Source organism: Anaerobacillus sp. MEB173 (assembly GCF_052119505.1).
Taxonomy (GTDB): Bacteria; Bacillota; Bacilli; order Bacillales; family JBJMAU01; genus JBJMAU01.
The window spans coordinates 18966-33123 of the sequence record NZ_JBJMAU010000005.1; the positions used below are offsets into that span (position 1 = coordinate 18966).

12 protein-coding genes are annotated in these 14158 nt (G+C 36.4%); 2 read left to right on the top strand and 10 right to left on the bottom strand.

The features are described from left to right. The first annotated feature begins 109 nt into the window (after positions 1-109). The gene (locus ACJ2A9_RS11905) at positions 110-343 is read left to right on the top strand and encodes a DUF2535 family protein (protein ID WP_441421885.1); all 234 of its coding nucleotides are present in this window, start codon (positions 110-112) and stop codon (positions 341-343) included. Between the two features lie 69 nt (positions 344-412). On the opposite strand, the gene ACJ2A9_RS11910 is transcribed toward ACJ2A9_RS11905, so the two are convergent. From ACJ2A9_RS11910 to ACJ2A9_RS11940, 7 genes are all read right to left on the bottom strand, one after another. Then, the gene (locus ACJ2A9_RS11910; RefSeq protein ID WP_441421886.1) at positions 413-1339 is read right to left on the bottom strand and encodes a FixH family protein; all 927 of its coding nucleotides are present in this window, start codon (positions 1337-1339) and stop codon (positions 413-415) included. Continuing rightward, positions 1340-2008 carry an ABC transporter ATP-binding protein gene (locus ACJ2A9_RS11915; protein ID WP_441421887.1) on the bottom strand — a complete coding sequence of 223 codons (669 nt, stop codon included), beginning with the start codon at positions 2006-2008 and terminating at the stop codon, positions 1340-1342. After that, a complete protein-coding gene (locus ACJ2A9_RS11920) occupies positions 2005-2802 on the bottom strand; it encodes an ABC transporter permease subunit (protein ID WP_441421888.1) in 798 nt (265 codons plus the stop codon). Before ACJ2A9_RS11920 ends, ACJ2A9_RS11915 begins: the two co-directional genes overlap by 4 nt. Then, a complete protein-coding gene (gene nosD, locus ACJ2A9_RS11925; RefSeq protein WP_441421889.1) occupies positions 2799-4106 on the bottom strand; it encodes a nitrous oxide reductase family maturation protein NosD in 1308 nt (435 codons plus the stop codon). Before nosD ends, ACJ2A9_RS11920 begins: the two co-directional genes overlap by 4 nt. Then, the gene (locus ACJ2A9_RS11930) at positions 4103-4666 is read right to left on the bottom strand and encodes a hypothetical protein (RefSeq protein ID WP_441421890.1); all 564 of its coding nucleotides are present in this window, start codon (positions 4664-4666) and stop codon (positions 4103-4105) included. The genes nosD and ACJ2A9_RS11930 overlap by 4 nt, the downstream gene beginning before the upstream one ends. Positions 4667-4734: 68 nt before the next feature. Further along, positions 4735-6600 (bottom strand): Sec-dependent nitrous-oxide reductase, encoded by a 1866-nt coding sequence (gene nosZ / locus ACJ2A9_RS11935; RefSeq protein WP_441422182.1) that lies wholly within the window; start codon positions 6598-6600, stop codon positions 4735-4737. Positions 6601-6619: 19 nt separating this feature from the next. Next, entirely contained in the window at positions 6620-7066 is a 447-nt protein-coding gene (locus ACJ2A9_RS11940) for a c-type cytochrome (RefSeq protein ID WP_441421891.1), read from the bottom strand. Positions 7067-7801: 735 nt separating this feature from the next. Here ACJ2A9_RS11940 and ACJ2A9_RS11945 point away from each other — a divergent pair. Next, positions 7802-8575 (top strand): Mrp/NBP35 family ATP-binding protein, encoded by a 774-nt coding sequence (locus tag ACJ2A9_RS11945; RefSeq protein ID WP_441422183.1) that lies wholly within the window; start codon positions 7802-7804, stop codon positions 8573-8575. A gap of 166 nt (positions 8576-8741) precedes the next feature. Here the strand turns inward: ACJ2A9_RS11945 and argF are convergent, their stop codons facing one another. The 3 genes from argF to ACJ2A9_RS11960 all read right to left on the bottom strand — a co-directional run bounded on the left by argF (position 8742) and on the right by ACJ2A9_RS11960 (position 14101). Beyond that, on the bottom strand, positions 8742-9695 hold the full coding sequence (gene argF, locus ACJ2A9_RS11950; RefSeq protein WP_441421892.1) for an ornithine carbamoyltransferase: 954 nt from the start codon (positions 9693-9695) through the stop codon (positions 8742-8744). A gap of 139 nt (positions 9696-9834) precedes the next feature. After that, a complete protein-coding gene (locus ACJ2A9_RS11955; RefSeq protein ID WP_441421893.1) occupies positions 9835-13029 on the bottom strand; it encodes a carbamoyl phosphate synthase large subunit in 3195 nt (1064 codons plus the stop codon). Further along, positions 13022-14101: a carbamoyl phosphate synthase small subunit gene (locus ACJ2A9_RS11960; protein WP_441421894.1), complete on the bottom strand. Its 1080-nt coding sequence runs from the start codon at positions 14099-14101 to the stop codon at positions 13022-13024. The genes ACJ2A9_RS11955 and ACJ2A9_RS11960 overlap by 8 nt, the downstream gene beginning before the upstream one ends. Positions 14102-14158: the final 57 nt, after the last annotated feature.

The following is a 14158-nucleotide window of genomic DNA, read 5'->3' on the forward strand; positions in this document are numbered from 1 at the left end:
AATTTTGTGAACATTTAATCAATTTACTAATTTTGTACCATTTATCACGGTAAATGTAGATAATTTTCTACTAGAATGAAAGTATGCAGAACTAGGGAGGGGAATTTCTATGTACCAATCAATTGAATTTGAGCATCACAATGGGACAAAAATAGTAATTGAAGACATTCCAAACATTGAGTACACCCCAGAAAACAAAGACTATGCATTATCAGTAATCGTTAGTATTGAACAGCTAGTGGATGACATTAACTTAGTCAATAATCCTTCAAAAAAGTATTCATTAAAAGACTACATTTATGAAAGCGGTTTCTCTACTGCCAGACCAAGAATCTTCTATTAAGCAAACAACATAAAACAAAAAATAAAGCAACACACAGGGCAAGGCTACTGTTGTGTTGCTTTATATTGTTTAATTTAAATAAATATCAATATCTAAAGATTCGACTTGAGAAACTAATAAATCTTCATATTGTTTCTGTGCTAAGAAGTTAACCTCTTGATTATCTGCTTCAGGATTTTCTTCCCGAACACTATCAATCATGTCTTGTTGTACTTTATTGGCTAATACGATCAATTCATACTGACTTAGCTGCTTATTCCAGAATTTATTTTCACCATACTGCTCAATCATAACTTTTGCTATCGGTTCAGCTTCTAATTCCTGTCTGATTTTGTTTACTTCATCATCAATTTCTTCTTGAGTTGCTTCATGACCTTTTTCCAATGATAATAAGGCAACAGCTCTTAGCCTAATAATCTGTGTTAATAATGAATTAACATTTCTAGCATCCTTCTCTTGAAGATCCCAGAAGTTCATGGCATTCTCTAAATCTTCCCCTTCATACGTTTGTTTATCTGACTCACGGTAAAGTGCTACTTGCAGCAAATTAATAAATTGATAAAACTCTAAATCTTCCTCCATAATATAGTCACCATTAATTGCAGCAATTGCACCATCCACTTCAGGAGCTAATACACTCTTTTGGCTGACTGGGACATCAAAGTTTAAAATATGCTCCAACTGATTATCCCCATCAATCAACGTTAAATATACAACCCATTCACCCGGCATCGGCAGTTCGAGATTGGCATTGTATATTCCTGCATCCGTTTCTTCAAAGGAAAAATCAACTGTCCCATGGTCCATTTGCGCCATTTCAAACGTTCCTATCACCTCTAAATTTGATAATGGCTCTCCTCCTTGCTCTACACTAATAGTTAACTCATCATTCATATGAGTCGGCTCTTGTTTCATTTGAACATCGATATCAGCATTTGTACTGCACCCTGTCGCAATAATTAATAACAAACATAAAAAGAAAATAAATTTTTTCACTTAATACGATCCTCCTAAAGTTAATTTTTTTGTAAAATCATCAACTGTATATTTCGTTATTTTGCCATTTTCTAAAAAAGCTACATGCGAACATATTTGCTTTATTTCGTCCATATGATGAGAAGATAGAAAAACTGTTTTATCTGTCAGGGATTTTAAAATAGCTAATACCTCTTCTCTTCCCATTGGATCGAGTCCACTTGTCGGCTCGTCCAAAATTAAAATTTCCGTATCATAATAAAGCATGATCGCAAGTCCCAATCGTTGAAGCATCCCTTTTGAATACCCCTTCACTTGGTGATTTCGATCATCCCAGAGACTCACTTTGCCAAGCATTTCTTCTATACGCTTTTCATTCACTTTCTTTTCGCCTAACTCTGCAAAAAATTGAATATTTTCCATTCCTGTCAAGTGAGGATATAATTGAAATTTTTCTGGTAGATAGGCTACAGATTTTTTCCAATTATTTTTTGTATTTACTACTCCATTTAATTTAACTGTTCCACTATTAACAGGTAGAATGCTTAACATCGCGTGAATTAACGTTGATTTTCCAGCACCATTTCTTCCAACTAATGCACAACATTCGTTTCTTTCCACAACTAGGTGAACATCATCTAATACCTTTTTCTTCTGAAACGTCTTAGTTAACCCACTAATTTCAATCAAAATTTCTCCCCCTTGCTATGAAGCTGGACCGCTAATTCAAAAGCAACAATAATCCAAATGATGACGTTAACCAGTAAAAACTTTGCAGGCGACATCCAAACCAATTTTTCCATTAACCTTGACATATACTCTAATGAAAAAATACCCAACGATGTCTCAAAGAAAAACCGAATCGCATGAAGCGGGTCTAAGAAATAAAACACCGAAAACATAGTAACATTATCATAAGAAACAGCCGGTAAATAATAGAGGAAAATAAGATCCACCAGAAAAATAAAAAAGAACCACGTAAACACAGCTGCTCCAACTAATTGCATCCTACTTGTACAAATACTGCCTATGAAAATCCCTATCTGATTAAAAATAAGCAGATAAATTATTACAGTTAATAAAAAGGTTAAAAAGCTGGTGACTGAAAAGGACAAATATAGTTTCATCGGAACAGCCATTATAAAATAAAGTCCAATAAAAAGCCCGAGTGTAATCACGTGTATTGATAGACTTTTTTTCAAAAGAAAGCTTCGATAGGATTCCTTTTTTGTCATTACCATCATTAAGGTTTTCATTTCCTTTTCCTGCATAATTGCAAATGCTGATAGAAATAAGCTTAATAACGGCAATAAATAGACATTCATATCGTAAAGAGACAGTAAATAGACTTCAAAACCTTGCTCTAAGGGAAAAGTTCTTGCCTCCAGCAACAGAAAAACAGAGACAAGTGCCACCATTGCGATTGATAGCCATAGTCCTTTTCCCCGTGAAAGCTCTTTCCACTCTTTAACAATATAATTCATCCCCTCTTCCACCTCCTATACAAAATCCAACCTGTACTTACTAGAACGAACAAGACAATGAGCCAGTTATTTTTTTCTTCTTTGTTGTTTAATAACGGGTAGTCATCTACGAACATCACTTGTTGTCTACTTAATAACTCATTCATCTTTTCATAGATAGCAATGGTCGGGCTATTTAAGAACAGATAAGCTAACTCATTCTCTTCAATCAGTTGATATAACGATGAAGTATATTCAACAGGAAAATCACCGATTCCATCTTGATTTAAATCTAGCTGAGGAACGGTGTTCCCCCAATAATTTCCAAGTCCATTTTCACTCCAGTTATTTTCACTACGGCCGCCAGCTGTAATAACAGCTGCCGTATTTTTGAAGAAGTGATTATTTGTGAATGTTTGATGTTTTGCACTCGCCCATATTTCTACACCTATTTGGTTTTGAAAGATTTGATTATTCTCAATACGGTTTAATTGGGATTGGTCAATAAAAAGGCCTCGCTGATTTTGAAAAAATGTATTGTCACAAATTGTATTTTCATTCGCCATTTGTAATAGTAATCCAAATGAACGTGTACTTTGATTAAATGAAAATTCATTGCCTATTACTTCATTTTGATGTGAATTCATAATCGCTGCTCCACCAGTATTAAAAACAAAACGATTGTTGTAAAATCGGTTATTATTCGAATACATAAAATGAAGACCGTATCTCGTTTCACTCAATACATTACCGACAACCTCATTGTCATTAGAATAATCAAAAAAAAGGCCATCCCTTGTCCCTGTAACATTAATATCAATTAATTGGTTGCTGTTTGAATAATAAACATGGATTCCATTTCCTTGTGCAGCAACAGTATTTCCACCCATCCCAGTAACTGAAATATTATGTAACTCATTATAATGAGCTTGACTTAAATAAACTCCATGAAATGAGTCATCAATCATAATATCCTTTAAAACATTGTGATTGGAATGAATTTTTATACCTGCATGTTCTTCTTCTGTGTTACGGCTTTTTCCACTATTCTCGATTTTCACATTTTCGACTCGAACACCTTCTGCATGTATTGAAATCACATTATCAGTTCCATCTCCTCTGATAACACTCTTTTCACTACCGATAATCGTTAGAGGCTTTGTGATTGAAAGATTCCCAATGTAGGTTTGATTGTCTAGCTCAATCACTCCATACTCTGGAGTTTGATCGATGAGTTGCTGTAAGTTAACATTTGTTTCTGCAAATGCCGTTATATTCACTTGCAATACGAAGATAAAAAACCACAAAGCCACTACTTTTTTCATCTCTTTCGCTCCCTCCAAAGCGGATATACCATCAATATAAATGCCAATACGAGCAGGTATGCCCCATACGTAAAATAACTGTGTGTAACAAAGTTTGCTAATGTATTTTCTCCAATAATAGGCGGAACAAATGGATCTATTTTAATTGGAGCTTTCGGATCAAGATTTGTTCCAAATTCTGTTAACCAATAATTCATCCGGACAATCCCAATCACACCACCAATGACAAAGAGTGAGAGAAGTCCGTATATTAACTTCTTATTTCTAAGTAGAGCAACAATTATAATCATTACTGCAAAAGCAACTATGATATAAGGAAGATATTGTAATTCTGGAAAAGTTGCTTCACTAAAGTTCGCCATACCAATATAATGATTCAGATTATTAACAATATCAATTTCCCCATCCAACTTATTTGGATAGACAATGATATTCAAGCCTTCCCGGTATTGAGGAGCAAAAAATCTCATTCCCCACCAAGGAAGAAATAAAGAAATAATGAGTAAACCTGCTGAACCAAATAAACTCAATACTGAAACTACTGATAGTTTCTTAGACATTCCGTTTCATCTCCTAAAACATAATCCAAAAAGGGTATTATAATAATACCCTTTTTGTTTTTCTCTTCTTATTTAGGGTTAACGATTAAATATCCAGTCATTTCTTGGTGTAATGCAGAACAGAAGTTTGTACAATAAATTGGATATACTCCTGGTTTATCTGCAACAAACTCTAATGTTTTCGTTTGACCTGGTTGTTGCTCAAAGTTTAGGTCATAGTCCATTATTCCAAAACCGTGAGTAATATCTTGGTCAAAGTCAGTGTTCGTTAAGTGAATTGAAACGAGGTCACCTTCATTTACCTCAATTACATCTGGTCTAGCTGAGTTTGCATCAAAGATAAACTTCGAACGCATTGTAATACCAAAGACACTTACATGATTACCATCACGCTCGATACGAGTATCTGCTTGATCGTAAACTGCTAGTGGATTGTTTTCATCTTTTTCATAAACTGTGAATGGTTTTAACACATCACGATGAACCATTTGGCCGTAGTGAGGCTCTGGATTTACCGGTGTTGAAGATAAATGAACCATTGTATCACCGGAAATATCAAATAAATCCATTGATTCAGGGTGTGATGGTCCAACAGATAAATAGTTGTCTTTTGCAATCTTATTTAATGAAACTAAATACTCTCCAGTAGGTGCAGCAGTATCCCCATGTGATCCAACTAAGTGACCTGGTGAATAGAATGTGTCAGCACGGTCTAATACTTCACCAGTGTTTACATCCCATTTAACAACCTCAGAAGAGATAAACATTGTTGTATAAGCATTGCCGCGATCATCGAATTGTGTATGAAGTGGTCCGAGTGCTCCCGGAGGATCAACTTCTCTTTCCATAACAGATTCATAGTTTAAAATTGGAATCCCATTTCTTTCTCCAGAGAAATCTTCATTCGCAATTGCTTCGAATGCTTTTTCAAATGAGAAAACCGTCATTGCAGGTGCTAATTTACCAGATGCGATAAAACGTGTTCCGTCCGGAGTAACGTCGACACCATGAGGAGATTTAGCAACTGGAACTAAGTACATTCCACCATCTAAGTTCTCAGGGAAAATCATTTTTTGACCATTAAAGTCTTCATATTCTCCATTGGTAACTTTATCTGCCAGCTCTTTCCAATTAAATAAAACGATAAAGTCTTTGTCAGCTTGTGAAGCATTAATTTCTAGGTTTGTTGTTGCTTCTTCTGTGTTATAGGTCGTTAATAATGACCAATCAGCTGATGGACCTTTCCCTGCATCAGACAGATCATACGACCATGGAGGAAGAGCCACTTGATAAGCAATATCAAGTTTTTTCGTTTCTTCATCAAATGTTACTGCTGACATTACACCACGATATTTTTCACTGTACTCATCTAAGCCAGCGAACCCGTCCAGTGGTCGGGCAAATCGTGTTGGGAAGAATACATACTCTGTATTTTCAGTTACAAACGCAGCACAGTGAGGACCACCAGAGTTAGGTACTTTTAGGATATCAACAGTGTGGAAATCCCCTAAATCCATTGCCGCTACACGGTTGTTCGCAACATCAGTTGCGAATAGCCATTTTCCATCATAATCACCATTTGTTTCTGATAAAGCTGGGTGGTGGAAATCTCCCCAAGTATAGCCGCCTAACATTTCTTTTGATTCTTTATCGTACCCATACCCTGTTGCAGGATCTGGAGTGAAAATAGGTACAGTTCGGATATGTCTCATTGACGGGACACCATATACAAACAACTGTCCAGAGTGTCCTCCTGAATTAAATAAATAATAATCATCCAGTTCCCCATGCGGAACATATACTTGCTCTGCTATACTTTCAAGATTAGCTGAACTTTGTGGAGTTACATTTGGTGCAACTTCCGCAAAAAATACAGTCGCCATTAAAAAGCCGGCAACCGCTCCCCCTACTGCAGTTAGCGCTTTCTTCAAAATAAGCACCTCCTATTAATTTTTAATTTTCGCTCACATATTGTAAAGCATCCACAATAGCTTGAATTTGCTCATCTGATAAAGTAACTGTGTCCATTACTGAAGACATTACAGCCGTAGTAGGTTCTTTAAGATACTCTTCAATTGATTTACCATGCTTGCCTTCAACAACGTTAAAAGCATCTGATAAATCTGGACCAGTCATTGCCTCTCCCATACCTACAGTTGACACCCTATGACATTGAAGACAGCCAAAATCCCGAATCGCTCTAGCTTCCTCTGGAATTGACTCCCCTTCAGTCGCTACCTCAGTAGGTTCAGCATCATTGTTTTCCGTTTCCTCAGCCTCAGTTACAGGTGGAGGACTATCAGCCGTTACATCTGCGGGTGCTTTACTTTGATAGAATAAATATCCACCTCCAAAAGCTACAAAAAATGTTAGAAAGAATATAAGTACAGTATTTTTCACTTTTTTCCCTCCTTTCAAGCTGTTTGATATGTAAGAAAATAAGCTAAATGGTAAATATCCCTTCCGTTGTAAAAGAACTGTAATATTTCTTACAGATGCAACATTACACCTTTACAAAAAATAGAAGTGTGACTTTTATCACTCTTTCACATTTCGTCAATCATATGTCATTTTTTCGACATAATTCCTCCTTAAAATTGTAAATATTTCTTTTTAAATATAGCTTTATTTTTATATAAAAAAACTACCAAAGCTTCTGCTTTGGCAGTTCTATAAAAATTCGATTCTTAGGGGGAATCAAATTTCTTAAAATTAATATTAATGAAAGAAATGACAAGTGAAAACTGCTATCCTTTGGGCGATCGGATTTAAAGATGAAGTGGGAAACTATACTATTTGTGTCTGCACACACAAATATCTAACACTTCAAAATTATACAATTCCATTACATAATTATTAGCGGATACAGAGTACCTTAAACCACTCCATTCATTAACCAGTAGGCATTACCTACAGCTATAGTTTATAACTAAAACAACGTTAATAATGTGAGGATACTCACACTTTTAAAATTTCGCCGTCTTTATTTATACTTTTTGTGACAAAGTAACAACTATATTGACAATATCCATTTTTCTTGTCTCTGTTAAACTTGGTATTTTAGGGGAAGTTAATAGGACTGTTAGCAATATTAGTGATATTTTTCACAGACTAGGAATAAACACTTTATTTACAATGGAAAACAGCGTTAGTGTTAAAAGGAGAGTGGAATATTTGCTTAAAGGAAATGTTATTGCTGTAACGAGCGGAAAAGGCGGGGTTGGTAAATCTACGGTTTCCGTTAATTTAGCACTTAGTCTTGCACGTCTTGGAAAAAGAACAGCGATTATTGATCTAGATATTTATGGTTTTAGCGTACCAAAAATATTAAATATTAATGATAGACCAAAAACAATGAACGGAAAAATTATTCCTGTTGAATCACACGGTGTAAGTGTCATGAGTATGGGCTTTTTAGTAAAAGGAAATGAGCCCATTGTTTGGCGCGGACCGATGCTTGGGAAAATGCTAGAGCACTTCTTCAAAGATGTTATATGGGGAGGATTAGATTATACAATTTTAGATTTACCGCCAGGAACTGGGGACGTCACACTTGATATGCATCAAATGCTGCCAAGTTGTAAAGAAATTATTGTGACAACACCTCACAAAACAGCGACACATGTTGCTGAACGAGCTGGAACAATGGCTCAAAAAACAAACCATGAAATCATCGGTGTCGTAGAAAATATGGCCTACTTTACACCTCCTGAGTCTGAGGAAAAATACTACCTTTTTGGTAAAGGTGGCGGTGATCAGTTAGCTGAAGCCTTAAATACTGACATTCTTGCTTCAATTCCATTTGCGATGCCTAATGATGATGGTGAAACTGCCACAATTTTTGAAGAAGGAACAAATCTTTATCCTTACTATAATGATTTAGCGAAGAAAGTAATTGAATTAGTTTAGAGTTTAAAGTGTAGAGTTTAGAGTTGTTTTAGGTTTTTTAAGGAGGCTTCATTGTTTATTTTTGAAGACTTTAACTCTAAACTCTAAATTCTTAACTCTTTACTCACAATACATACAAAAAAACGTGGGGATGTCTCATAAGTGACATCCCCACGTTTTTTATTTCTTACATCGTTGCAGCCATAATTGCTTTTTGGACATGAAGGCGATTTTCTGCTTCATCAAATACAACAGAGTGAGGGCCATCAATCACATCGGCAGAAACTTCCTCTCCACGATGTGCTGGTAAACAATGAAGGAAAATATATGTTTCCTTCGCATGTGAGACAAGCTCTTGATTCACTTGATACGTAGAAAATGCTTTTTCACGTTCTTCTTGCTCTTCTTCAAAGCCCATGCTCGCCCACACATCAGTATAGATTACATCTGCATCTGTAACTGCTTCAATTGGATCGTTCGTAATCGTTACAGTTGCCCCAGTTTCTTTGGCAATTTCTTTAGCAGCAGCAACAATTTCATCCTTTGGTTCATAATTCTTAGGACAAGCAATCGCAACATCCATTCCAACCTTGGCCGCACCAATTAATAAGGAATGAGCCATATTGTTTCCGTCACCAATATATGTTAGCTTAAGTCCTTCAAATGTTCCTTTTTGCTCATAGATCGTCATTAAATCAGCTAGTACTTGGCACGGATGATAATCATCAGTTAAAGCATTAATCACTGGAACAGTTGCATATTCAGCAAACTCCTCAATCGTTTGATGAGCAAAAGTACGAATCATTATTCCATCCACGTAACGCGAAAGGACTTTTGCTGTATCAGAGATTGGTTCCCCGCGACCGATTTGCAAATCTCGCGGGCTCAAAAATAATGCATGCCCACCAAGTTGGCTCATCCCAACTTCGAAAGAAACTCGAGTTCGAGTGGATGATTTTTCAAAGATCATTCCAAGAGTTTTTCCTTTAAGTAATTGAGGACAATTTCCCTCTTTTTGAGCTTTCTTAAGTGAAATTGCTGAATCAAGAAAATAGAAAATTTCTTCCTTCGTAAAATCTCGTAAAGTTAAAAAGTCCTTACCCTTTAAGTCTTTAGCATCTATGTTTGTTTGGTTTAACATCAAGTGTCACCTCTTACCCTTAATTTAAAATTTATAATGTAAAATGTATAATTAGTGAATGTATTTTCTAGAAGAAAGAGACAATTCATCGAAGTATACCCTCGATGAATTCTCTTTTCAAAATGTATTTATTTACATTTTACATTGTTTTTACATTTTCTTTAGTTTCTAACCAGTGCTGAATTGGTTTTACATCCGTTTGTTCTACTGCTAGACTTTCTAGCATCATTTTTAATGTTGATAGTTCTGTAATGACAGTTAAGCGGTGCTTTAATGCTTGTAAACGCTCTTGTTTGCCTGTTTTTTGTCCTTTGCTTGGGATGCTGATGAATGCAAGTGAATCTTCCTCTGATAGCCACTGTTCAAAAGACAATTCCGAAAGATTAGTTAATGATGTCTCATTTGGAATTTGGTCAACGGCAAGTGTGAAACCAAGTGTTTGCATTACTTTTGCATCATTTTCAAATGCCTTCCATTCGTCAGCAGCTACTTGGCAATAGATTGAACCTGACTTGCGATATAGAGCTGGAATTTGTCCTTCACTCCATGCAAATGCTTTCTTTAGCGCCTCTTCTTTTGTTCCGGCAATTCCAATTAATTCTCCGGTTGACTTCATTTCTGCTTCTAGCAGCGGATCTACTCCTGGAAGTTTAGAACTTGAGAAGACTGGTGCTTTTACTGTGTAATATGGTGTTTCAGGTAAATAGCCCGCAACATTAACAATCTCATTTAATGAATAACCAAGTAAGAGTTTTGTTGTTAACGCAACCATTGGAATATTCGTAACTTTACTTAAAATCGGAACCGTTCTTGAAGCCCTTGGATTGATTTCAATAACGTAAATCTCGCCTTCATAGATAACAAATTGAATATTAAATACACCTTTGAAGTCCATTCCTAGTGTAATTTTCTTTGTATACGTACAAATTGTTTCTTTTTGTTCAGCTGTTAATGAAAATGGTGGTGTAATCGCCATACTATCACCAGAGTGAACACCTGCTTTTTCAATATGTTCAAACATTCCAGGGATAAGTACCTCTTTGCCATCTGTAAGGGCATCGACTTCTACTTCTGTACCAGGCAGATAAGCATCAATTAATATTGGATAGGCGATTGTTTGTCCGTCATCATTAATATACTCAACGAGTTCCTGTTCGCTTGATAAAATGACCATCCCTTGCCCACCTATAACATATGATGGTCTAAGTAAGACTGGATAACCAATGTTCGCAGCATTTTCTACGAGTTCTGAAGCATCATAGGCAGTTACTCCAGGGATATGAGGAACCTCCACAGCTTTCATAAAATCATAGAAACGGCCGCGGTCCTCGAGCATATCAATTGTATCGTTATTTGTTCCATACAAATGTATTCCGGCTTCTTCTAAGCCTTGGACAAGAGAAATAGCTGTTTGTCCTCCAAGTTGCACAATCACACCTTCTACTTTTTCAAGTTCAATAACATTAAGGACATCTTCTAATGTCAACGGTTCAAAGTATAAACGATCAGCAACTGAGAAGTCGGTACTTACTGTTTCAGGATTATTATTAATAATGATTGCTTCATAGCCTTCATTTTTTAAGCTTAATGTACCATGTACAGAGCAATAATCAAATTCGATTCCTTGTCCAATTCGAATTGGTCCAGATCCAATGATTAGAATTTTCTTCTTATCAGTCGTTACATCAACATCGTTCTCGCCGCTCCAGCTCGAATAATAATAAGCTGTTGATGCAGTAAATTCTCCAGCACACGTATCAACCATTTTAAATGATGGTACGATATTCAATTCTTTTCGTTTTGAGCGTACGTCAAGGACACTTACTCCCCAAATGTGAGCTAACCATTCATCATTAAAACCGTTTTTCTTTAACGTATTTAATAAATCAGTTGTCACATCATTTAAATTTGTTTGTTTCGCTTCATTTTCAAGGCCGATAAGCTTTTTCCAGCTTACAAGGAAAAAGTAATTGATGCCAGTTGCCTGATGAATTTCATCAATCTCGACACCGCGACGGATTAATTCTAAAATGGCAAAATAACGGCGATCATCGGCAATCGTAACACTTTTCCACAGTTGCTCATTACTCCAGCCTTTTAACTTAGGAAGTTCAAGACCGATTGTTTTTTGCTCTAATGAACGAACAGCCTTTTGAAAAGCACTTTCTAAGTTACGCTCAATCGCCATTACTTCACCAGTCGCTTTCATTTGTGTACCAAGCTTACGGTCTGCATCAAAAAATTTATCAAATGGCCAACGCGGAAACTTTACAACGACATAATCTAGTGCAGGCTCAAAACTTGCATACGTATGACCAGTTACTGGGTTTAATAGCTCATGCAAATGATAACCTACACTTAATTTCGCTGCCATTCTTGCAATTGGATAGCCTGTTGCTTTTGAAGCCAATGCAGAAGAACGGCTTACACGTGGGTTAACTTCAATTAAATAATATTGCTTACTATATGGATCCAGTGCAAATTGAATGTTGCAGCCACCAACAATACCCAGTGCACGAATAATTTTTAATGAAACGGAACGTAACATTTGGTATTCAACATCCGTTAACGTTTGTGATGGTGCAACTACAATCGAATCGCCTGTATGAACACCTACCGGATCGATGTTTTCCATGTTACATACTGTAATGCATGTGTCATTATCATCACGCATCACTTCATATTCAATTTCTTTAAAGCCAGCGATACTTTTTTCAATTAAACATTGTGTAATTGGACTTGCATCAAGCCCGCCCTCAACGATTTCTCGGAACTCCTGCTCATTGTTAGCAATACCTCCACCAGCTCCCCCTAATGTATAAGCTGGACGAATAATCATTGGGTAACCTACTTCATTTGCAAAGGAAACTGCATCTTGAACATTATCTACAATTTGACTTTCCGGAACTGGCTCATTTAATTCTTGCATAAGAGCACGAAACTCTTCACGATCCTCACCTTTCATTATCGATTCGATTGGTGTGCCGAGGAGTGGAACATTATACTTTTCAAGAACGCCTTGTTTATGAAGTGACAATGCTAGATTTAATCCTGTTTGACCACCTAACGTTGCAAGAATGCCATCTGGCTTTTCCTTTTGAATAATCTTTTCAATACTTTCAACAGTTAAAGGTTCAAAATAAACAACATCCGCACAAGCTTCATCCGTCATTACCGTAGCCGGATTATTATTAATAAGAATAACTTTAATTCCTTCTTCTCGTAATGCCAGGCATGCCTGTGTTCCTGCATAGTCAAATTCTGCGGCCTGCCCTATTACAATTGGTCCCGAACCAATAACGAGTACTTTTTTTATATCTGTTCGTTTAGGCATATACTTTCTCTCTCCTCTTGCTGCTCATTTCTTGAATAAAGTGGGTAAAGATTGCATGACTATCACTTGGTCCTGGATGTGCTTCAGGGTGAAATTGAACAGACGTTATTGGTAAACTGTTGTGTACCATCCCTTCAACTGATCCATCATTAATATTTTTGTAGCGAATAGAAAAACCTGTTTCCGCAATACTTTCATCTGTTACTACATAACTATGATTTTGCGATGTCATATACACTTGATTTGTCATTAAATCTTGAACAGGCTGATTTGCTCCACGGTGACCAAAACGTAATTTTTCTGTTTCCCCTCCAAAGGCTAAAGCAAGCAATTGATGGCCTAAACAAATTCCTAACGAAGGATAGCTTTCTGCAATTTTCTTGATTTCTACTAATTGATTGACTAGCTGTTTTGGATTCCCTGGCCCATTAGAAAATAAGATTCCGTCAGGTGAGAAGCTTTTTACAGTTTCATAGTCTGTATTATATGGCACGATTGTCACTTTGCAGCCCATTTCTACTAATGCAGTCACCATCGATGCTTTGTAACCAAAGTCTACTAGAATAACGTGAAGGTCACCAGAACCAAATGTTTCGATTGTTTTCGTCGATACTTCATCAACTAAATTTCTCGTTCCAATAGGCTTCTTCGTTGTAAAGTCAACTTCACTAAGGTCAGTCGTCATAATTGCGCCCATGTCTCCAAGTTCACGAATTCGTTTAACTACCGCTCTTGTATCAATACCAACTAACATCGGAGTATTTTTCTCAGTCAGACACTGCCCGAAGGAAGTCGTTGATTCATAGTGAAAACCACTCTGACTACACTCGCTCATAATCACACCAGATACTTGCGGTTCTTTACTCTCATTATCTATATCATTAATTCCATAATTTCCAATTAACGGGTAAGTGAAGACGACAATTTGACCTTTAAAAGAAGGATCAGTAATAACCTCTTGATATCCAGTCATCCCTGTAAAGAAAACCACTTCACCGTATACTTCTTCATTACTGCCTACCCATTCACCCTCAAAAATCTCTCCTGTTGAAAGTACAAGATAACCTTTCACCATTCTCCCTCCTAACAACCATTTCCGTATATTTATATTTCCATAAGTATTTTTATT